The sequence below is a fragment of the Mesorhizobium sp. Root102 genome (genome assembly GCF_001425625.1).
GTDB lineage: Bacteria > Pseudomonadota > Alphaproteobacteria > Rhizobiales > Rhizobiaceae > Mesorhizobium.
Genome location: NZ_LMCP01000001.1, coordinates 465645 through 487265, shown reverse-complemented (window position 1 = coordinate 487265; position 21621 = coordinate 465645). Strand labels below are relative to the sequence as shown.

The window sequence follows — 21621 nt, the reverse complement described above, 5'->3', positions numbered from 1 at the left end:
ATGATCAAGAAACAGGACAGACGCCTCAGGGTCGGCGTGCTCGGTTGCGGCCCCATCGCGCAGTTCGCGCATCTGCAATCCTGCGTCAAGGCCGGCAATGCAGACCTTTACGCCATCTGCGACGCGGCACCCGACCTGCTCGCACGCATGGGCGCCACCTACGAGCCGCGGAAGATCTATGCCGACTACGACGCGATGCTGGCCGACCCCGAATTGGAAGCCGTGATCGTCGCCACCTCGGACGTCTATCACGTACCGATGTCGATCAAGGCGCTCGATGCCGGCAAGCATGTTCTGTGCGAAAAGCCGATCGGCACCTCGGTCGAGGAAGGCGAGGCGCTGGCGCAGGCGGTCAGGCGCTCGGGCAAGATCCTGCAGGTCGGCCATATGAAACGCTTCGATCCGGCGCTGGAGGCGGCGCGCGATTTCGTCCGCGACGAGATCGGCGAGGTGCTGGCGCTGAAGGCCTGGTATTGCGATTCCACCCATCGCTACACCAACACCGATGCCGTGCAGCCGCTGCCCGTCACCAGCAAGCTCGCGAAGAAGCCGGCGGGAAATCCGAAAGCGGATCTCAGGCAGTATTTCATGCTGGCGCACGGCTCGCATCTGGTCGACACCGCGCGCTTCCTGTGCGGCGATATCGTCGCCGTGCGTGCCCGCCTCAATGAGAAATTCGGCGCCTATTGCTGGTTCGTCGAGACCGAATTCGCCAGCGGTGCGCTCGGCCATCTCGACCTCACCGTTGCCGTACGCATGGACTGGCACGAAGGCTTCCAGCTCTATGGCGAGAACGGTTCGGTCATCGCCAAGACCTTCAACCCCTGGTACTTCCGTGCCAGCGAGGTTGAGATCTTTCACGAGAAGACCGCCACCGCTCACAAGCCGCTTGGCGCCGACGGCCATTTCTTCCGCCGCCAACTGGAAGGCCTTGCCCAAACGGCGCTGGAAGGCACGCCGATGCGCGGCGCCAATGTCGAGGACGGCATTGCCTCGATCCGCGCCATGGTTGCCATTGCGCGTTCGGTGGAGACCGGTGAGCGGGTGGAACTCGCCTCGGTTTCGGGAGCGGTCTGATGCGTCTCGGCATTTTCGCCAAGACTTTTTCGGATGCCGAACCGGCCGTCGTGCTGACGGCGGTTAAGCAGGCGGGCTATGAGACGACGCAGTTCAATCTTGCCTGCGCGGGCCTGCCGTCGATGCCGGATGCGGTGCCGGCGGATGCCGTCACAGCGATCCGCGCCGCCGCGCAATCGAGCGGCGTTTCACTTGCAGCGCTTTCGGGCACCTACAACATGGCGCATCCCGACAAAGCCGTCCGCGACGACGGCCTCAGGCGCCTGGCCGTGGTCATCGAGGCTGCTGCTGCCCTGGACATCCCGCTGGTCACGCTCTGCACCGGCTCGCGCAACGCCGCCGATCAGTGGGCGTATCATCCCGACAATGCCACGCCGGCCGCCTGGTCCGACATGGCTGCCGAGATGGAGAAGGCGCTGGTGCTGGCCGAGGAGGCCGGCGTCGATCTCGGCATCGAGCCCGAGCAGGCCAACATCGTTACCTCAGCCAGGGATGCGATCAGGCTGATCGCCGAGATGGGATCGAAGCATCTGAAGATCGTGCTTGATCCGGCAAACCTGTTCGAATACGCGACGCCCGGCGAGGCGCGCGCCATCGTCGCCGCAGCGATCGACGAGGCTGCCGGCCATATCGCCATGGCGCACGCCAAGGACCGCTATAGTGACGGCCGCTTTGCCACATCAGGGCAAGGCATCGTCGATTTTCCGGATTTCGCCGCGCGGCTGAAGGCTTCGGGCTTCGACGGGTCGCTTGTCACCCACGGCCTGTCCGCCGACGAAGCCCCCGGCGTCGCCGCCTTCCTGCGAGGGCTCCTCTGATGGGCGTCGCGCCGACGATCCTGCTTCGCGACGATGCAGCGCTTCGTGTCTTCGATACGGGGCAGGGCGGACTTCCCGTCATCTTCCAGCATGGCCTTGGCGGTGACGCGACGCAGGCCGCGCAGAACTTTCCCGACAGTCCTTCATACCGCCGGCTGACCGTCGAATGCCGCGCGCAGGGCGGTTCCGACGCCGGCACGACACGGCCCTTTTCGATCGCGATGTTCGCCGATGATGTGCTGGCCGCCGCCGATGCGGCCGGCCTCGACCGCTTCGTCGCCGGCGGCATCTCGATGGGCGCGGCCATCGCCTTGCAGCTTGCCGCCCGGTACCCGGACCGCGTCCTGGGTTTGGTGCTTGTTCGCCCTGCCTGGGCCTTCGACGCGGCGCCACAAAACATGCGGCCCTATGTGGAAGTGGCGGAGCTTATCCGCAACCGTCCACTGGATGAGGCGCGAGACGCCTTCGCGGCCTCCGCCACGGCGGCTCGCTTTCGCACCGAAGCGCCGGACAATCTTGCCTCGCTGCTCGGCTTCTTCGCGCGCGACAACGCGGCCGTCTTCGCCGAGGTGATGCAGGCGATCGCAAATGATGGGCCCGGTGTGACACGGGCAGAGGCCGCCGCCCTTGCAATCCCCACGGTCGTCATCGGCAGCTGTATCGATCTCGTCCATCCGCTGGCGACCGCTCGCAGCCTTGCCGGCGTCATCCCCAACGCGGCCTTTGCCGAGGTGACGCCGAAAGCCGCCGACAAGGAGCGCCATTTCGCCGAGATCCGCGCCACCATCGGCAGCTTCCTCAAAGGTCGTTTCAACAATCAGGACCAATCATGACTTCAAAGCCCCTGTCAGGCCCGGCCTCCATCGCCGCATTGCCGCGTGATCGCATGATCGCCGAATTCTCGCTGTGGTCGGCCAATCTCGCCAACTTCGAGAGCGATCTCAGGCGTATCGAGCCCTATGTCGATCTTCACCACATCGATGTTGCGGACGGGCATTTTGCCCCGTCCTTCCTGTTCTTCCCCGATCTTGTCGCTCGCATCGCCGGGCTGACGGCTAAACCCATCCATGTTCATCTGATGGTCGATGAAGCAATCGTCGAGGCACAGACGCGCCAGTTCATCGAAGCAGGCGCCGACATGATCAGCGTCCATGCCGAGAATGGCGAGGCGGGATTGCGCGCCGTTAGGTTGGCGCGTGAACTCGGCGCCGAAGCCGGCGTCGTGCTCAGGCTGGAGACGCCGGTCGGGACGGTGACGCCTTTCGTCTCCGAGGTTGCCTTCGTAACGCTGCTTGGCACCGCAATCGGCGTCAAGGGCCAGAGCCTGTCGGATAAGGCCTGCGACAGGCTGGGCGCTGCCCGCGCCATCCTGAGAAAGGCCGGCCGCGAGGCGGAAGTGGTCCTGGCGGCCGATGGCGGCATCCGTCACGAGACCGTGCCATTGCTGCGTGCCGCCGGTGCCGAAACAGTGGTTCTCGGTTCGCTCGCCTTCGGCGACAAGGATCTCGCCGGCCGCATCGGCTGGCTGCACGGATTGAAGGCAGCGGCATGACAATAGAAGCCGCCCTTGCGATCGATCTTGGCGGGACGGAGCTTCGTGCCGCCCTGGTCGACCGTGAAGGCAAGATCCTGGCATTCGCGGCGGTGTCGACGCAGGCGCAAGCCGGCCCCGATGTGGTGATCGGCCAGATCGAGGCGCTGGCGGCCACCGTCCATGCCGAGGCTCCGGCACTCTCGATCGTCGGCGTCGGTGTCGGTGCGCCGGGGCCGCTCGATCCGCTGGCCGGCATCGCTGTCGGCCCGCCGACACTCGCCGGCTGGCTGGACGTGCCGCTTGCCGACATCCTCGAACGGCGGCTCGGCCTGCCGGTGCGGCTGGAGAACGACGCCAATGCGGCGGCACTCGGCGAATGGCGCTTCGGCGCCGGCCATGGCGCTCGCTCGCTGGTCTTCGTCACGGTTTCCACCGGCATTGGCGGCGGTGTCGTCGTCGACGGGCGCATCCTGCATGGCCGCCGTGGCCTCGCTGCCGAGATCGGCCATATGACCATCACCAGTGAAGGCGAGCGCTGCGTGTGCGGTGTCGTCGGCTGTTTCGAGGCCATCGCCTCGGGAACCGCGCTCGGCCGCCGCGCCACCGCTGCCACGGCCGCCGGCGACGGCTCGGCCTTGCGGCGCCTCTCCGTGGATGCGGAGGTGACCGGCCGCCATGTCGTCGAGGCGGCACGGCTGCGGGACGGTCTTGCCTCGGCCTTGCTGGAGGAAGAAGCGCGCTGGCTGGGCGTTGGCTTTACCAACCTCTTGCATCTCTATTCGCCCGATGTGCTGGTCGTCGGCGGCGGCATTGCCAATGGGCTCGATCTGATGCTGCCGACCATCGAGGCGACCATCAGGCAGCGGGCCATGCGCGCCTATCGCGACGTGCCGGTCGTTCAGGCCCAGCTTGGCCGCCATGCCGGGCTCGTCGGCGCCGCCAGCCTTGTCCTGTTCGATGATGTGGGCACGATTGCCGCTCGCATGCCTGTCGGTCCAAGCACATATCCGGATACGAGGAGGGACTTCAATGGCTGAGCTCAAGCTGCGCGGCGTGCGCAAGTCCTACGGCAATGCCGAGGTGATCAAGGGCGTCGACCTCGATGTCGGCGACCGCGAGTTCGTCGTCTTCGTCGGCCCGTCCGGCTGCGGAAAGTCGACGCTGCTGCGCATGATCGCCGGCCTTGAGAAGATCACGTCCGGCGAGCTCATGCTCGACGGCGCGCGCATCAACGAGGTCGATCCTTCAGAACGCGGCCTCGCCATGGTGTTTCAGTCCTATGCGCTCTATCCGCATATGACGGTCGCCGACAATATGGGCTTCGCGCTGAAGATCGCCGGACTGCCGCTCGCCGAGCGCGACGCCAAGGTCAAGGCGGCGGCCGAGGTGCTGCAACTGTCGCATCTGCTCGGGCGGCGGCCGAAGGAGCTGTCCGGCGGCCAGCGCCAGCGCGTCGCGATCGGCCGCGCCATCGTGCGCCAGCCGAAAGTCTTCCTGTTCGACGAGCCGCTGTCGAACCTCGACGCCGCACTGCGCGTCAACATGCGGCTGGAACTGATGCAACTGCACGAACGGCTCGCCGCCACCATCGTCTACGTCACGCACGACCAGACCGAGGCGATGACCATGGCCGACAAGATCGTCGTCCTCAACGCCGGCACCATCGAGCAGGTCGGCACGCCGCTCGATCTCTATGCCAGGCCAGCCAATGTCTTCGTCGCCGGCTTCATCGGCTCGCCGAAGATGAACATGCTGCCGGTCAGGGTTCTCTCGGCCAATGCGGATGGCGTTGCGGTTGCTTTGCCGGGCGGGTCCAGCGTGGTCGTTCCGGTCGAGGCGGGTTCGCTTGTGCCCAACAGTGAGCTGCTGCTTGGCATAAGGCCGGAACATATCCGCATCGCGGATGCGGGCCAGTTCAAGGGCGAGGCGGTGCTGGCCGAGCGACTCGGCGGGCTGACCATCCTGCATGCGGATATTGGCGAGAAGACGAGGCTTGTCGTGCAGACCGAAGGCACCGATATGACCCCGCTGCACAGCCCCATCGCGCTGCAGGCCGATCCGTCTCGCTGCCATCTCTTTGCGGCGGATGGCGAGGCGCTGGCGCCTTTGGCCAAAGCCCGGACTGCCTGACATCGTTGTGGGCAGTACGACAACGGCCGGAAGCAGCAAGCCTCCGGCCGTCAGCATTGGTATTGAACAGTGGATTACTCGGCGGGAACGATGTCCGCCGGCAGGCTGTCGTCAGCAGTGCCCGCCAGGGCCCTGGCCAGCTTGGCCTCGTCGAGTTCGCCTTCCCAGCGCGCCACCACCAGCGTGGCGACGGCATTGCCGACGAAGTTGGTCAGCGCCCGGCACTCCGACATGAAGCGGTCGACGCCAAGGATCAGCGCCATGCCGGCGACCGGCACCGCGGGGACCACCGACAGCGTGGCGGCAAGGGTGATGAAGCCTGCCCCGGTAATGCCGGCGGCGCCCTTGGACGAGAGCATGGCAACCAGCAGCAGCAGGATCTGGTCGCCGATCGACAGGTGGATGTTGGTTGCCTGCGCGATGAACAGCGCTGCCAGCGTCATGTAGATGTTGGTGCCGTCAAGGTTGAAGGAATAGCCGGTCGGGATGACCAGCCCGACCACCGAGCGCTTGGCGCCGGCCTTTTCCATCTTCTCCATCAGCGAGGGCAGGGCGGCTTCCGACGAGGATGTGCCCAGCACCAGCAGCAGCTCTTCCTTGATGTAGCGGATCAGCGCCAGGATCGAGAAGCCGTTGTAGCGGCAGACGGCACCCAGCACGACGAAGACGAACAGAAACGACGTCACGTAGAAGGTGCCGACCAGCATGGCGAGGTTGATGACCGCGCCGATGCCGTATTTGCCGATGGTGAAGGCCATGGCGCCGAAGGCGCCGATGGGGGCGGCCTTCATCAGCACGCTCACCAGCTTGAAGATTGGCGTCGTCAGCGCTTGCAGGAAATTGAGGACGGGCGTGCCCTTGTCGCCGACCAGCGCCAGCGCAATGCCGAACAGTACCGAGAAGAACAGCACCTGCAGGATGTCGCCGTCGGCGAAGGCGCCGACGATGGTCGAGGGGATGATGTTCATCAGGAAGCCGGTGACCGACTGGTCGTGCGCCTTGGCGGCGTAGGTGTTGACGGTCGACACGTCTAGTGTCGCCGGGTCGATGTTGAAGCCGGCGCCCGGCTGCACGACATTGGCGACGACGAGGCCGATGATCAGCGCCAGCGTCGAGAAGGTGAGGAAATAGAGCATCGCCTTGCCGGCGACGCGCCCGACCTTCTGCAGGTCGCTCATGCCGGCAATGCCCGTCGTCACGGTGAGGAAGATGACCGGGGCGATGATCATCTTGACCAGCTTGATGAAGGCGTCGCCAAGCGGCTTCATGCTTTCGCCGACGGACGGATAGAAATGGCCGAGCAGGATGCCGACGGTGATCGCGACGAGCACCTGCACGTAGAGTTGGGCATAGAAAGGTTTGCGCCGCGCGGCAAGCGCGCCTGATTGGTCTGCGATGTGCATCGAACTCTCCCTGGCCGGATAGGGCGGAATGCACCGCCCTGCGTGACTTCTCCCATCGCGGCGCTCCGGTCGCGCGCCGCTAGCCAGGACTTTTGCAAGCGTCGTGCCAGATCGGGGAAAGGCCGGAATCCACGGATTTCCGCCTTTGTCGGACGCCGCGCGGGCAATGCCTGTGCGGATTTCCGCACAGGCAGCGTTTGCCTGGGCGGATTTTCGCATTACACTGGCCGAAAAGCCGCGAACAAAAGGGAGAGGGCAGACGCCGCAAGCAGGCACCGATAGCGAATCCCAAGAGTTTGCCGGGCGTGAGTTGCTGCGCGAGGCGGTGGCCCGGCTGCGCGATGGCCGCTGGCTTGTCGTGGTCGTCGCCCTTGCCGTCCTGGCCGGTGCAATCGCCATTGCCGGGCGCATTGCCTCCGGCCAGGCGGCCGACAATTTGCGTGACGGTGCGCTGGCCGCTCTGCCGCTGGCGGCGGGAACCCTGACCGGCGAAATCGAAAAGCAGCGCCTGGTTCCATTGGTGCTGGCGCGCGACGATGCGGTGCGCGGCGCTCTGCGCCGAGCCGGAAAGATGGAAGAGAAGGCCCTCAACGACAAGCTCAAGGCAATTGCCGGCGATGCCTCGGCGTCCGCCATCTATGTCATCGACACAGCCGGCATCGCGATATCAGCCAGCAATGCCGGCGAGCCGACCAGTTTTGTCGGCATCGACTACAATTTTCGGCACTATTTCAGGGAAGCCATGGCCGACGGTGCCGCCAGCCAATATGGCCTCGGCACGATCAGCGGCAAACCGGGCCTTTACCTGGCCAGCCGGGTCGACGATGGCGGCAAGCCGCTTGGCGTTGCGGTGTTGAAGGTCGAACTCGACCGCGTCGAAGCCAATTGGCGCTCCAGCGGCTTTCTCGTTTTCGTCACCGATGAACGTGGCGTGATTCTGGCCACCAGCCAGCCTGACTGGCGATTTCATGCCCTGGCGCCGCTCTCGCCCGCTGACACCGCCGCGGCCCACGAGCAGCTTCAGCTGGCCGATGCCAGCTTCGAACCCCTGCCGCTGCGGCGCGGCGCCGGTGACGGCCTGGCGACGATCGACAGTGCCGGAAAATCACGCCAGTTCGTCGAAGTGGCGCAGGATCTGCCCGGAGCGGCTCCCGGCTGGCGTCTCTGGCTGCTGACGCCCGCCGACGCTGCTCTCTCCTCCGCGGCCAACACAGCGCGCCTGACGACGCTGCTGGGGCTGCTGCTGATGGGCCTGCTTGCCTACGTGCTCACTCGGCGCCGGCGCGCCCGCCGGCTGCGGCAGGAAGCGCTGGCGCGCATGAACGTCGAACTGGAAAGCCGGGTCAGCATGCGAACGGCCGAGCTGACGCGTTCCAACACCGCACTTGCCGGCGAAATCGCCGAGCGCGAGAACGCCGAGGCCAAGGTTCGCCGGCTGCGTGACGATCTCGCTCAGGCCAACCGGCTTTCCATCCTCGGCCAGATCGCCGCCGGCGTGGCGCATGAGATCAACCAGCCGGTCGCCGCGATCCGCACCTATGCCGAGAATGCCGGCCGCTTTCTCGACAGCGGCAAGACCGGACCGGCCAGCGGCAATCTGACGTCGATCGTCTCGATGACCGAACGCATCGGCGCGATCACCAGCACCTTGCGCACCTTCGCCCGCCGGCCCGGCGTCGCCGCCTCGCCGCTGCCGGTGCGCGAGGCGATCGACGGTGCGCTGTCGCTGCTGTCTGGGCGCATCCGCGATTCCGGCGTGACCATCGTCAAACCGCACGGCGATGCCTCGCCGACGGTCATGGCGAGCCGCATCCGGCTGGAGCAGATCCTGGTCAATTTGTTGCAGAATGCACTGGATGCGATGAAGGACCAGCCCGATCCCCGCATCGAGATCGAACTTGCCGAGCGCGACGACAGGGTGCTGATTTCGGTGCGCGACAATGGTCCGGGCCTCGGTCCGGAGGCGGCCGGCAATCTGTTCATGCCGTTCCAGACCACCAAGGAGAAGGGGTTGGGCCTCGGGCTGGTGATCTCGCAGGAGATCGCCCAGGAACTGGGCGGCACGCTGCGGCTTGATCCCGGCGGCGCCAGCGCCCCCGGCAGCACCGGAGGCGCCTCCTTCACCATCGATTTAAGGCGAATAGAATGACGCAGGGATCAGGGCTGGTCGCGCTCGTCGACGACGATGCGGATCTGCTTCATGCCACCACGCAATCGCTCGAGCTTGCCGGCTTCACCGTGATCGCATTCAGCGCCGCCGAGGCAGCGCTTGCCGTCGTCGATGGGACTTTCGAGGGCGTTGTCGTCAGCGACATCCGCATGCCGGGCATGAATGGCTTGCAGCTGTTCGATCGCATCAAGGCGATCGACGCGGATATACCCGTGATCCTGATCACCGGCCATGGTGACGTGGATCTTGCGGTGGCCGCGCTAAAGGACGGTGTCTACGATTTTATCCCAAAACCCTATGCCGCGGATCGCCTTGTCGAGGCGCTGAAACGGGCATCGGAGAAACGGCGTCTGGTGATGGAGAACCGGCGACTGCGCGAAGCCGCGGCACTGGCCGCCGACGGCCTGCCGCTGATCGGCGAGGCGCCCGCCATTAGAAGGCTGCGCGAAACCTTGCGGCAGATCGCCGACATGGATGTCGACGTGCTGGTCGAGGGTGAGACGGGAACCGGCAAGGAAGTGGTGGCGGACCTCCTGCACAGATGGGGGCGGCGGCGCGCCAAACCCTTCGTAGCGCTGAATTGCGGCGCCCTGCCGGAGACCGTCATAGAAAGCGAACTGTTCGGCCACGAGGCGGGCGCGTTCACCGGCGCGCAGCGGCGGCGGATAGGCAGCATCGAGCATTCCAGCGGCGGCACGCTGTTTCTCGACGAGATCGAATCCATGCCGTCGGCCCTCCAGGTCAAGCTGCTGCGGGTGCTTGAAACGCGCAGCGTCACCCCGCTTGGTTCGAACGAGACCCGCCGTGTCGACCTCAGGGTCGTCGCGGCGACCAAGGTCGATCTCGGCCGGCCAGACCAGCGCGGCGATTTTCGCGAGGATCTGTATTTTCGCCTCAACGTGGTGACGCTGCGCATCCCGCCCTTGCGCGAACGGCGCGGCGACATTCCGATGCTGTTCGGGCATTTCCTCGGCAAGGCCTCGGAACGGTTCGGCCGGCCTGTCGCCAAGGTGAACGCGGCGGTCGGCGACCATCTCCACTCGCACGCCTGGCCGGGCAATGTGCGTGAACTCGCGCATTTTGCCGACCGCGTCGCGCTCGGTCTCGGACCGGAGGATGAGGTGAGGGTGGTGTCCGCAGACGTGCCGGAGCCAGAGGCAACACTGCCCGAGCGGGTCGGCCACTATGAGGCGCAACTGATCCGCGATGCGCTGCGCGACAATGGCGGCGATGTACGCGGCGCCATCGACGCGCTTGGCGTGCCGCGCAAGACCTTCTACGACAAGCTCAAACGCTACGGCATTGCCGCGTCCGAATTTCGCAATGGCGGCGATCAGGACACGCACCCTGTTCGTGGACAGGTATAGACATTGCGCAAGGCCGCTGCGCTTCGTAACGCTGGTTCGTATCCAGCTGCGCATCTCGGAAGAAGCCATGAACACGACCCTTGAAACCACGGCAAATCCCTTGCCGGAGGAACTCGCCTTTCTCGGGGAACGTCTGACGGCGTTCAATGACGGCGATGTCGGCGCGTCCGAAAGAAAGGCGCTTGCCGTGTTCGTGCGCGACGAGGGTGGCGCGGTCGTCGCCGGCATCTCCGGCTACACGGCCTGGGGCTGGCTCTACGTGCAATGGCTGTGGGTCGATGAAAGGCTGCGCGGCCAGCACATGGCCGGCAGGATGCTGGACGCGGCTGAGCAGGAAGCGATGGCGCGTGGCTGCCAGAACGCCTGGATCGACACTTTCAATCCGAATGCCGCCAAGGTCTATCAGCGTCAGGGTTACGAGCCCTTTGGAACGCTTGCCGATTTCCCTGTCGGTCGCAGCCGCATCTTTCTGAGGAAGAAATTGATTTCCTGATCAGCCCGCAAGTTTTCCGCCGCGCATGGGCTGCGGTGCGCCGGTGGTGCTCGGAAAACTGATCGGCAGGCCGCGCAGCACGCGCACCGCGAGGAAGGCGAAGCATTCCGCCTCCACCGCGTCGCCGCTCCAGCCGAGGCTTTCGGCCTGCACCACCTCGACGCCGGCGCGGCTGGCCAGCATTGCCATCATCGTCGGGTTGTGGCGGCCGCCGCCGCTGACCACCAGTTTTTTTGGGCGGCTTGGCAAAAGGTCGAGCGCCTTGCCGACGGCGCCGGCGGTGAAGGCGGTGAGCAGCGCCGCACCATCCTCGGCATTCAGGCCGTCCGCCATCGCGGCGCCGAAGTCGAAACGGTCCAGCGATTTGGGATAGGGCTTGCTCAGATAGGGGTGCTGCAATAGCTTGGCGAGCCGGGCCTCATCGACCGTTCCCGCACGGCCAAGCGCGCCGTCGCGATCCATATCGCCGAGCCCCTTCGACTTGATGAAATCGTTCAGCGGCGCGTTGGCGGGGCCGGTGTCAAAGGCAATGACGTTGTCGGCGCCGTCCCACCAGGTGATGTTGGCGACGCCGCCGAGATTGAGCACGGCGACCTCACCACTGGCGCCGGCGTTGCGCATCAGCGCGGTGTGATAGGCAGCGGCCAGCGGCGCGCCTTGCCCGCCGGCGCGCATGTCGGCCGAACGGAAATCATAGGCGACCTTGGTGCCCAGTATGCTGTGCATCAGCTCGCCGTCACCCAATTGCCGGGTTTGGCCGATACGTCCGACCTGCGGCGCGCGATGCAGCACGGTCTGGCCGTGAAAACCGACGACGCCGATATCGGCCATCGTCATCCCATAGCCTTCGACCAATTCCTTGACCGCCGCCGACTGGGCACGCGTCAGGGCTTCCTCCGCCTTGCGAAAAATCGCCGGCTCCGGCCCGACGAAATTCCAGGCTCTCGCCGCCGTCAGCGTCTCTTCCAGCAGGGTGCGGATCGATGGGGGATAGGGCATCAGCCGATAGGTGCCGAAATCCTCGATCCGCTCGCCGTCGGTCTTGATCAGCGCGACGTCGATGTTGCCGTCAAGCACGGTGCCGGTCATCAGGCCGACGGCCCAGATTGGTTCCATTATTGCGCTCCATTCATGAGATCACCGACCGTTTGCCGAAGCTGAACGATTCCGCTGTCGAAATGACGTGTCGGATGGATCCGGTTGGTGAGCAAGGTCCAGGCCCTGCCTCTGTCGAAGTCGATCCACAATCCCGTGCCGGTAAAGCCGGTGTGGCCGATGGTTCCCGGGCTGCACAAGGCCCCGCCGGACCAGCCCTCATAGGGGCGCTCCCAGCCATGGGTGCGGGTGGCGGACAAGGGCGTGCGCATCAGCGCAATTGAACGCTCGGATGCGCCAGTGCCATCCAGCAGCCCTTGCGCGAAATCGAGGACGGAAGCGGCTGTTCCGAACAGGCCGGCATGCCCAGCGCCCTGCAGCGCCGAGCAATTGTCGTCGTGGACCTCGCCGGACAGCACGCGATGACGCCAGGTGCAGTCTTCCGTCGCCGCGGCGACATCGGGCTCCGTTGACCAGGCAAAGCCGGGGCCGGGATCCATGTCGCGGATGATCTTGCTCGACAGCCGCTCCAGCGCGAAGCCGAGCAGGATGAAGTTGATGTCGGAATAAACGGGATCGCGGGCCCGCCATTCGCGCTGCAGGATGAAGGCGCGGAGCAGTTCGGGATCGCGTCCGTAGGTGTAGATCGGCTCGACGGCTGGAAACGGCGTCTGGTGGCCGAGGCACTGCCGGAACGTCACTTTCCGCTCCCAGGCCTCTGCATCATACTGGCGCAGGTCCGGCAGGACAGAGACCAGCGGCGCATCGAGATCGATGACGCCGTCTTCCGCCAGCGCCAGGATGCGCGGTGTCGTGAAGATGATTTTGGTCAGGGACGCCAGATCGAACCAGGTGTTGTCCTGCATGGAGCGGGGCTTCGGCACGAGTTGCGCCGAGCCGATCGATCGGATGATGCGGTCGCCGTTACGGTTGACAGCGCCGAGCACGCCGCCGGGAATGCGTTTGGCGGAAACCGACGCTGCGAGCGGCTGGAAGGCGCGATCGAAGAGTTGGGCGAGGTCATCAGAGGGGATCGCAGTCACGCTTCCGCCCTCGCCATATGATCGCTGCCGAACCGCTCCCACCTGGCCGGAGCCGGCTCGAACCCGCGCGGGCGCACCAGCGAGGGCACCTGGCGCGTGTCGAGCTCGAAATGCTCGTGCCGTCGGTCGACGGTCGGAACGGCGGCGATCAGCTTCTTCGTATAGGAATGCTTCGGCTTCGACAGCACCGAGGTCGCATCGCCGATCTCGACGATCTGGCCGGCATAGATGACGGCGATGCGATGAGCGATCCGCTCGACGACCGCCATATCGTGCGAGATGAACAGATAGGCCAACCCGAATTCACGCTGCAGGTCGACCAGCAGTTCCAGCACCTTGGCCTGCACAGAGACATCCAGCGCCGAAACTGCTTCATCCAGAACCACGACAGACGGGTTCAGCATCAGCGCGCGGGCAATGCACAGCCTTTGTCGCTGGCCGCCGGAGAATTCATGGGGATAGCGCTCCAGACTGTTTTTCGGCAGGCCGACGCGTTCCAGCAGGCTCGCCATCCTGACCCGCGTTCCGGCATCCACCCGGCCGCCTGTGGCGATGACCGGTTCGGCCAGGATGCTCTCGATGCTGAGCCTAGGGTTGAGCGAGGCATAAGGGTTCTGGAACACCATCTGCACGGGCAGGGCGCTCTGCTGCGCGGAAGCCTTTCGAGCGCCGACCGTGAAGCTGCCACGTGTCGACCGCACCAGCCCGAGCACGGCGCGCGCGGTGGTGGACTTGCCCGATCCACTCTCGCCGACGATGGCCAGCGTCTCGCCCGGCATCAGGTCGAAATCGACGCCGTCGACGGCATGCACCGCTCCCGTGGCGCGGCTGAAGAAACTGCTCTTGAGGGGGAATCGCACCACCAGACCATCGACCTTCAAGGCCGGTTCTGTGCCTGCGCCCTTGTCGCGCCGTCCGTCCGAGCGCGTCGTGCCGCCGTTGGTGAAATGCGGCACCGCATGCAGCAGATGCTGCGTATAGGGGTGCTGCGGACTGTCGAGGATCTGGTTGAGCTCGCCTTGCTCCACGGCCTGACCGTTTTGCATCACCATCACCTTGTCGGCGATGCCGGCGACCAGGCCGATGTCATGCGTGATGAAGATCATCGACATGCCGGTTTCCCGCTTCAACTCGGCCAGCAGCGCCATGATCTGCGCCTGCACCGTCACGTCGAGCGCCGTTGTCGGCTCGTCGGCGATCAGCAGGCGCGGATTGCAGGCCAGCGCAATGGCGATCATCACCCTTTGCAGCATGCCGCCAGAAAGCTGGTTGGGCGTGTATTTCAGCCGCCGCGCGGCATCGGGAATGCGCACGCGGTCGAGCGCATCCTTGGCCGCTGCCGTGGCTTGTCCTCCGGTGAGGCCACGGTGCAGGCGAAACGATTCCTCGATCTGCGAGCCGATGGTCAGCACCGGATTGAGCGAGGTCATCGGCTCCTGGAAGATCATGCCGATCTCGGCGCCGCGAATGCCGGTCAGTTGCGGTTCAGTCGCCGTCATAAGGTCGAAGAGGCTGCCGTCGGCGCGTTTCAGCTTCATGGCGCCGCCGGTGATGCGACCGCCGCCGAAATCGATGAGACGGTTGATCGATAGCGCCGTGACGGATTTGCCCGAGCCGCTCTCGCCGACAATGGCAAGTGTTTCGCCGTCGGCTAGGTCGAAGCTGACGCCGCGCACCACTTCATTGGCTTGCGGATTGCGGCCGAAGCCGACGCGCAGGTCCGAGACGGAGAGAAGCGGGATCATGCCGGCGCCCTTCGCATCTTCGGGTCGAGGATATCGCGCAGGGCGTCACCCAGCAGATTGAAGCCGAGGATGCTGATCATGATCGCCAGACCGGGGAAGATCATCAGCCAGGGCGCCGTTTCCATCAGATTTCGGCTGTCGCTCAGCATCAGGCCGAGCGAGGCGGCGGGTGGCTGCGTGCCGAGCCCGAGGAAGCTCAGACCCGCCTCGGTCAGAAGCGACCAGGCCAGGGCAAGCGTCACCTGCACCGTCAATGGCGCCACCAGATTGAGCAGCAGATGCCGCGTCACGATGTAGGATGAGCTGCTGCCGAAGGTGCGCGCAGCATCGACGAATTCACGTGCCTTGAGCGACAGAGCAGGGCCGCGCACAACGCGGGTGAAGATCGGCGTGTAGACGATGCCGATGGCAACGATGCTGGTCCATGTGCCCGGCCCTGCAACGGTGACGATGAGCAGCGCCAGGAGGATCGCCGGGAAGGCCAGCAGCACATCCATGATCCGCATCACGACACCGTCCCAGCGGCGCCCGAGCCAGGCGGCGGCCAGTCCCAGAACCGTGCCGGCAAGGGTCGCGAAGGCCACCGAGAAGAAGGCAACCGTGAACGACTGGCCGATGCCCGCCATGAGCCGGCTGGCCACGTCGCGGCCGAACAAATCGGTGCCCATCCAGTAGGCGCCGTTGGGCGCGTGCAGCCGGTCGACCCGGTATTGCGTGATGGGATTGTGCGGCGTCAGCCCCAGCATGCCGAGGATGGCAATCAACAGATAGACGCCGACGATGACGCCGCCGATGCGGCCGCTGCCGTGGCTGAAGATGGCGCGCAGGATGCGCATCAGGACTCTCCCAGCCGGATGCGCGGATCGAGCGCGACATAGGCGAGGTCGACCAGGAGATTGACGATCATGAAGTTGAAGGCGATGAACAGCACGCTGCCTTGCACCAGCGCGTAGTCGCGTTGCTGGATCGCATCCAGCACCATACGGCCAAGTCCCGGCAGGGCGTAGATCTGCTCGACGATGACGGCGCCACCCAGCAGATAGCCGAACTCGATGCCGCTCAAGGTGACGACCGGGATCAGCGCATTGGGCAGGGCGTGCCGCCAGATGACGCTGCGCGCCGAGGCGCCTTTGCTGCGGGCGGTGCGGACATAGTCGTCGCTCAACACATCGAGCATAGCCGAGCGCGATATGCGGGTGACGGATGCGGCGAAGGCGAAGCCGAGGGTGATGGCGGGCAGGATCATCTGGCTGAGATTGCGCAATGGATCTTGCCAGAGCGGCGCGAATTCGCCCATCGCCGGCAGCACGCCGAAGCCGGCCGACAGCGTGTAGATGATCAGCAATCCGAGCACGAAGCTCGGCGTCGACTGGCCGATCATGGCGACGATGCGCACGCCCAGATCGGACAGTTTCTCATTGTGCGTGGCGGCGAATATCCCGGCAGGCATGCCGACCACCAACGCGATGATCATCGACAGCACGGCCAGCTCGAGCGTGAGTGGAAAGCGCTCGAGGATGACATCGAGCACCGGCCGGCCATAGGTGACCGAGATGCCGAGATTGCCGTGAAGGATGCCACCAATCCAGCGCCAGTACTGGATGAACCAGGGCTGGTCGATGCCGAAATAGGCGGCGAGCGAGTCGCGTTGCGCCGGCGTCAGCAGGCCAGCTTCGGTGCCCAGCATCGCCGTGATCGAATCGCCCGGCACCATCCGGATCGCCACGAAGACCAGGATGGACACGCCAAGCAGGACGAGAGGAAACGTCGCCAGTCGTCGCATCAGATAGTTCACGCGAAGAAGTCCTCTCGTCCAATACCTGCGGCGGCTACTGCTGGATGGTAACCTTGCTCAGGCTGAACAGCGTGCCGGTCGGCGTCGGCACGAACCCGGCGATGTTCTTCTGCTGGGCCGTGTAGCTGTAGGAGGTGTAGAGCCAGATCCACGGCGACATTTCGGCGAGGTGCTTCTCGAACTCGGCGAAGATCACCTTGCGCTTCGCCGGATCGGTCTCGGCGCGGCCCTGCTGCATCTGGCTGTCGAGCGTGTCGTCGATGTAGTTCGCCACCTTCTGCAGATTGCCCGCCTTGGTCCAGTAGCGGTTGTACATTGTGTAGGGGTCGGCGCGGCCGCCGTTGAGCGCGATCGCCATGTCGAAATCGCCCTTCAGCCAGGCGTCGACATAGACGTTGAGCTCCATCATCTTGATGTCGAGCTTGACGCCGATTTCGGCGAGTTGCGACTGGATGACCTGGGCTTCCGCCGCCGCCGTCGGCGGCTCGCCGGTGGCGCCGATCACGGTCGCCGAAAAGCCATCGGCAAAGCCGGCTTCAGCCATCAGCTTCTTGGCCTTGTCGAGATCGCGTTTGTAGCAGAACAATTGGCTTGGGTCGGTCGCGAGCGCCGGGATGGTCAGCGGTCCGGTGACCTTGCCCTCGCCGAGCGAAGCGGTGTCCAGCACCTCCTGCCGGTCGATGGCGCAAGAGATGGCCTGGCGCACCTTCAGTTCGGTCATAGGCTTGCGCGACGGATTGAGCTGCAGCACATGATAGGCCAGCACCGGCACGCGGTTCAGCTGCAGGCTGGCCTCCTTCGGCACCAGTGTGGCGACCAGCGGATCGTTGAGCAGCGCGAAGTCGATCTGCTTGGTGCGCATGGCGGCCAAGATCGCCGCTTCGTCCGGCAGCACGCTGATCTCGATGCCGTCGACGCCGGTAGCACCCCCGGCCCAGTCCTTGTTGGCGCTCAAAACCTCCTTGGCATTGGGGTCCCACTTGTCGAGCTTGAACGGGCCTGAGCCGACCGCCTTGGTGCCGATCGAGCCGGCCTTGATTTCGCTTGCCGGAACGATGGCCGCGTTGACGTCGCTCATCGCCGTCAGGATGGGCGCATCCGGCTGCGACAGATGAAACACGACGGTGGCCGGATCCGGCGTGTCGATGCTGGCGATCGACAGGAAGTTGGCGCGGGCAGCCGCACCGGTCTTCTCGTCGAGGATACGCTCGAACGATGCCTTGACGTCGGCCGAGGTCACAGCCGTGCCGTCCTGGAATTTCGCCTTGGGATCAAGCTTGAAGGTCAGCGCCTTGCCGTCCTTGGAGAACTCCCAGGATGTGGCGACGGCCGGGATGATCTGCAGGCTGGCGTCGACCCGCACCAGCGGCTCATAGATCAGCTCCAGCAGCCGCAGCGATGAAAAGGCCGTCTGCTTGTGCGGGTCAAGCCCGGTGGCGTCCTGCGACCAGGCCATGTGCAGCGTTGCTGCTTGCGTCGAAACCGTCGCGACGCCGAGCATCGCCGCCAGCGTGATACCCGACAGCAGTGTTCTTGTAAGATGCCCTATCATTGTCGTCTCCCATTTTGATTTGACTTGATGCCTTGCAGTTTCTGCCGACCGCTTCCAAGACACACGCGCTTTGGAGTATCGGCCCAGTCTATGCGGCCTCGCGCCGTCTTGTCTAAAGCGGCTTTAGCCGTCTTGCTCATGCGGCTTCATGCCGTCCTCTCGCTAATTGCCTTTCGCAAGAACCCTCCGGCGTTGCCGAGCGCCGCGCGCGCCTCCTCGACACCCATGCCGGTGATCGTCACCAGGATCGCCAGCTTCACATCATTGCCGGTCTGGCCGAGCACCTGTTTTGCCTGCTGCGCCGAGCAGCCCGTCGTCTGCATGACGATCCGGATCGCCCTGGCAACGAGTTTCTTGTTGGACGGGTTAAGATCGACCATCAGGTTCTGGTAGCTCTTGCCGATGCGGATCATCGAGGCGGTGGTCAGCATGTTGAGCACCAGCTTCTGCGCGGTTCCCGATTTCAGCCGGGTCGAGCCGGTAAGCACTTCCGGGCCGACGACCGGCGAGATGGCAATGTCGGCGATGCCGGCAATGGTCGACGCCGGATTGCAGGACAGGGCAACCGTTGTTGCGCCCACCTGCCGGGCATAATTCAATCCGCCGATGACATAGGGCGTACGGCCACTGACAGCGATGCCGACCACGACGTCGTCCGATGTGAGCCCGATCTCCTGCAACGCCCTGGCGCCCATTTCAGGATCGTCCTCGGCGCCTTCCGTCGACCGCACCAGGGCGTCCGGGCCACCGGCGATCAGGCCGACGACCATACCTTCAGGCACGCCGAAAGTCGGCGGGCACTCCGAAGCATCGAGAACGCCGAGCCGCCCGCTGGTGCCGGCGCCCATATAGATCAGCCGGGCGCCTTTCTGGAAGGCAAGCACGATCCGATCCACCGCGGCCGCGATGTCAGGCACGACCTTTTCGACAGCCACCGGGACGGCCCTGTCCTCATCGTTGATCTTGCGCAGGACGTCGACGGTCGGGAGCACGTCGATGTCCATCGTCCTCGGGTTCCGGCCCTCGGAAATCAGCCGGTCCAGCTCGGACATCAACCCTTGTTCAGTCATTCAGTGCTTTCAAAACCATACCGCACAGCCGGAACAGCAAGGCACGCCGACCGACACCAGCACACACGAACCAAGGGTCCGTCGTCGCTACCCTGTTTTCTTTCGTTAACTTTTTAGAATTTGATATTCATACCGTCAACACAAATTTGGAATATTTTATTCCTTATGGGGCAAGCGCTACCGACCGTCGAGGGACCTTTTGGCAAGAATGATCGCGCCCGACACGGCATCGCCGTCAGCCGGCTTCAGGCGGCGCCGGACATCGGGGGAGAGCCAGGGTTCAAGCGGACTGGCGAGGCCGCCCAGCAAGGTCACTCGGGGCGCGCCTTTTCCGAACAGCACCCGCACCAGCGTATCGACTTGCTCGGCAGCACTTTGCACGATGCGCCGTCCGGCCGGATCGCCTTGATCGGCATCGCGCAACACCATCGGCGCCAGTGCGGCATAGTCGGTGGCACTGGCGCGGTCCATCCAGGCGACCGCTTCCATCGGGTCACCCTCGAAGCGCTGCATCATCTCCGCCAGAAGGGCTGTCCGCTCATGCCGGCCATCATGGGCGCGCAACGCCAGTTGCACGGCTTTCAGGCCAAGGTGAGCGCCGCTGCCCTCGTCGGAGATTGGAAAGCCGTAGCCGCCGACACGCAGGTCGCGGCCGTCGACAAAGCCAAGGCCGATGGAGCCCGTTCCGGCGATGACAATGGCGCCGTCCTGGCCGGAATGCGCGCCCAGGCAGGCGCCGACGCCATCGCTGACGAAATCGATGCTGGCGAACGGATGCACGATCGCCTGCAATGCGTCCAGCGCACCCTTGCGGCCGATGCCGGCAAGGCCAATGCCAGTGTGGATCCGGGCTATCTCCGCAGCCCCGAAGCCTGCTTCCTCGATCGCCGTGCCAAACGCTTTCGCGACCGACGCCCAGGCCGCATCGATGCCGAGCCGTGTTGTCGCCGGGCCGGACAGACCTTGTCCCAGCACGTTTCCCTGGCCATCCTCGATGCGGGCGCGGCAGCCGGTGCCGCCCCCGTCGACGCCCAGAAAATAGTGTTCCGCGCCGTTCATGCGCTCAGCCGCTCTATGTCGGCGCCGCACAGACGCAGCTTGCGGTCCAGCTGTTCATAGCCGCGGTCGAGGTGATAGACCCGATTGATGGTCGTCTCGCCCTGGGCGACCAGCGCCGCCAGCACTAGTGACACCGATGCGCGCAGGTCGGTGGCCATCACTGGTGCGCCGTGCAGTTTCTTGCTGCCACGCACCAGCGCCGTGGTGCCCTGCAGCTTGATATTGGCGCCGAGCCGCATCAGTTCGGGCACATGCATGAAGCGGTTCTCGAAGATGGTTTCGCGCAGCAGCGATGCACCCTCGGCGCAGCACATCAGCGCCATGAACTGCGCCTGCAGATCGGTCGGAAAACCGGGATAGGGTTCCGTCGTCAGGTCGGCGGCTTTAAGCGGCCGGTCGCGTGAGACGATGAGCCCGCGGTCGCCGGGCCAGACGCTGACGCCGGTGGCCTCCAGCAGTTGCACCGCCGAGGCCATGTGCTCGAGCCGGGCATGCGTCAGCTCGAGCTGGCCGCCGGTGATCGCCGCGGCGATGGCATAGGTGCCGGCCTCGATTCGGTCCGGGATGATGTCGTGCCTGGCGGCATGCCAGCTGGTGCCGCCGGCGATCAGGATGCGGTGCGTGCCGGCGCCCTCGATGCTGGCACCCATGGCGTTGAGGCAAGCGGCGAGATCCGCCACTTCGGGTTCGCGCGCCGCGTTGAGGATCTCGGTTTCGCCCTTGGCCGTGGTCGCCGCCATCATTGCGGTTTCCGTTGCCCCGACCGACGGCGAGCTCAAGACGATGCGCGTGCCGGTCAGCCCGTTCGGGGCAGAGGCGACGATCGAACCGTTCTCGATGGCGATCCTGGCGCCCAGTGCCGCGAGTGCCGCGACATGCATGTCGACCGGCCGCGCGCCGATCGCGCAGCCGCCCGGCAGCGAAACCCTGGCATCGCCGAAACGCGCCAGCAGCGGCGCCAGCACGAGCACCGTCGCCCGCATCTTTCTGACCGTATCGTAGGACGTCTCCTTGGAGACGGCGGCACTGGTGTCGATCGTTGCGGCATGCGCCGACCGCGTCACCTCGGCACCGTGCAGCCGCACCACGCCGAGCATGTTTTCGACATCGGTCACATCAGGCAGATTGGTCAGTTCGAGCGGGTAGGGGCTGAGCAGGGCGGCCGCTATCTGCGGCAAGGCAGCGTTCTTGGCGCCGGATATGGTGACCGCGCCTTCCAGTCTTTGTCCGCCGACGATCCGCAATCTGTCCATGAGCTGAAACCTTGTGC

General features: G+C 65.1%; 19 protein-coding genes. 9 read left to right on the top strand and 10 right to left on the bottom strand.

The genetic code is table 11. From position 1 onward, the window contains the following. Genes ASD12_RS02255 through ugpC form a run of 6 tightly spaced genes read left to right on the top strand, consistent with a single transcriptional unit; the run spans position 1 to position 5559 of the window. A complete protein-coding gene (locus ASD12_RS02255; protein ID WP_056581500.1) occupies positions 1 to 1077 on the top strand; it encodes a Gfo/Idh/MocA family oxidoreductase in 1077 nt (358 codons plus the stop codon). After that, complete coding sequence (locus ASD12_RS02250) at positions 1077 to 1895, top strand: sugar phosphate isomerase/epimerase (RefSeq protein WP_056581496.1); 819 nt, start codon at positions 1077 to 1079, stop codon at positions 1893 to 1895. The genes ASD12_RS02255 and ASD12_RS02250 overlap by 1 nt, the downstream gene beginning before the upstream one ends. Next, a complete protein-coding gene (locus ASD12_RS02245; protein ID WP_056581493.1) occupies positions 1895 to 2728 on the top strand; it encodes an alpha/beta hydrolase in 834 nt (277 codons plus the stop codon). The genes ASD12_RS02250 and ASD12_RS02245 overlap by 1 nt, the downstream gene beginning before the upstream one ends. Next, positions 2725 to 3447 (top strand): ribulose-phosphate 3-epimerase, encoded by a 723-nt coding sequence (locus tag ASD12_RS02240; RefSeq protein WP_056581490.1) that lies wholly within the window; start codon positions 2725 to 2727, stop codon positions 3445 to 3447. Before ASD12_RS02245 ends, ASD12_RS02240 begins: the two co-directional genes overlap by 4 nt. Then, on the top strand, positions 3444 to 4466 hold the full coding sequence (locus ASD12_RS02235) for an ROK family protein (protein ID WP_056581487.1): 1023 nt from the start codon (positions 3444 to 3446) through the stop codon (positions 4464 to 4466). Before ASD12_RS02240 ends, ASD12_RS02235 begins: the two co-directional genes overlap by 4 nt. Continuing rightward, positions 4459 to 5559: a sn-glycerol-3-phosphate ABC transporter ATP-binding protein UgpC gene (gene ugpC, locus ASD12_RS02230; RefSeq protein WP_056581485.1), complete on the top strand. Its 1101-nt coding sequence runs from the start codon at positions 4459 to 4461 to the stop codon at positions 5557 to 5559. Before ASD12_RS02235 ends, ugpC begins: the two co-directional genes overlap by 8 nt. Before the next feature lie 74 nt (positions 5560 to 5633). On the opposite strand, the gene ASD12_RS02225 is transcribed toward ugpC, so the two are convergent. Then, positions 5634 to 6962, bottom strand: coding sequence for a dicarboxylate/amino acid:cation symporter (locus ASD12_RS02225; protein ID WP_056581482.1), 1329 nt, complete (start codon positions 6960 to 6962; stop codon positions 5634 to 5636). Positions 6963 to 7134: 172 nt separating this feature from the next. On the opposite strand from ASD12_RS02225, the gene ASD12_RS02220 reads away from it, so the two are divergent. The 3 genes from ASD12_RS02220 to ASD12_RS02210 all read left to right on the top strand — a co-directional run bounded on the left by ASD12_RS02220 (position 7135) and on the right by ASD12_RS02210 (position 10992). Then, on the top strand, positions 7135 to 9111 hold the full coding sequence (locus ASD12_RS02220) for a sensor histidine kinase (protein WP_056581927.1): 1977 nt from the start codon (positions 7135 to 7137) through the stop codon (positions 9109 to 9111). Next, the gene (locus tag ASD12_RS02215; RefSeq protein ID WP_056581480.1) at positions 9108 to 10499 is read left to right on the top strand and encodes a sigma-54 dependent transcriptional regulator; all 1392 of its coding nucleotides are present in this window, start codon (positions 9108 to 9110) and stop codon (positions 10497 to 10499) included. The genes ASD12_RS02220 and ASD12_RS02215 overlap by 4 nt, the downstream gene beginning before the upstream one ends. A 67-nt stretch (positions 10500 to 10566) precedes the next feature. Further along, complete coding sequence (locus tag ASD12_RS02210) at positions 10567 to 10992, top strand: GNAT family N-acetyltransferase (RefSeq protein WP_056581478.1); 426 nt, start codon at positions 10567 to 10569, stop codon at positions 10990 to 10992. On the opposite strand, the gene ASD12_RS02205 is transcribed toward ASD12_RS02210, so the two are convergent. The 9 genes from ASD12_RS02205 to murA form a co-directional block, all read right to left on the bottom strand. Then, the gene (locus ASD12_RS02205) at positions 10993 to 12108 is read right to left on the bottom strand and encodes an anhydro-N-acetylmuramic acid kinase (RefSeq protein ID WP_056581477.1); all 1116 of its coding nucleotides are present in this window, start codon (positions 12106 to 12108) and stop codon (positions 10993 to 10995) included. Beyond that, on the bottom strand, positions 12108 to 13130 hold the full coding sequence (locus tag ASD12_RS02200) for a serine hydrolase (protein WP_056581475.1): 1023 nt from the start codon (positions 13128 to 13130) through the stop codon (positions 12108 to 12110). Before ASD12_RS02200 ends, ASD12_RS02205 begins: the two co-directional genes overlap by 1 nt. Then, positions 13127 to 14875: an ABC transporter ATP-binding protein gene (locus tag ASD12_RS02195; protein ID WP_056581472.1), complete on the bottom strand. Its 1749-nt coding sequence runs from the start codon at positions 14873 to 14875 to the stop codon at positions 13127 to 13129. Before ASD12_RS02195 ends, ASD12_RS02200 begins: the two co-directional genes overlap by 4 nt. Then, positions 14872 to 15711 (bottom strand): ABC transporter permease, encoded by an 840-nt coding sequence (locus ASD12_RS02190; RefSeq protein ID WP_056581469.1) that lies wholly within the window; start codon positions 15709 to 15711, stop codon positions 14872 to 14874. The genes ASD12_RS02195 and ASD12_RS02190 overlap by 4 nt, the downstream gene beginning before the upstream one ends. Next, complete coding sequence (locus tag ASD12_RS02185) at positions 15711 to 16670, bottom strand: ABC transporter permease (RefSeq protein WP_056581466.1); 960 nt, start codon at positions 16668 to 16670, stop codon at positions 15711 to 15713. Before ASD12_RS02185 ends, ASD12_RS02190 begins: the two co-directional genes overlap by 1 nt. 34 nt (positions 16671 to 16704) lie before the next feature. Continuing rightward, positions 16705 to 18222, bottom strand: a complete 1518-nt coding sequence (locus tag ASD12_RS02180; RefSeq protein ID WP_056581461.1) for an ABC transporter substrate-binding protein — start codon at positions 18220 to 18222, stop codon at positions 16705 to 16707. A 146-nt stretch (positions 18223 to 18368) separates the two neighbouring features. Then, positions 18369 to 19292, bottom strand: a complete 924-nt coding sequence (murQ, locus tag ASD12_RS02175) for an N-acetylmuramic acid 6-phosphate etherase (protein WP_056581459.1) — start codon at positions 19290 to 19292, stop codon at positions 18369 to 18371. A 177-nt stretch (positions 19293 to 19469) separates the two neighbouring features. Then, complete coding sequence (locus tag ASD12_RS02170) at positions 19470 to 20351, bottom strand: N-acetylglucosamine kinase (protein WP_056581455.1); 882 nt, start codon at positions 20349 to 20351, stop codon at positions 19470 to 19472. After that, positions 20348 to 21604, bottom strand: a complete 1257-nt coding sequence (murA, locus tag ASD12_RS02165; protein WP_056581447.1) for a UDP-N-acetylglucosamine 1-carboxyvinyltransferase — start codon at positions 21602 to 21604, stop codon at positions 20348 to 20350. The genes ASD12_RS02170 and murA overlap by 4 nt, the downstream gene beginning before the upstream one ends. Positions 21605 to 21621 lie beyond the last annotated feature (17 nt).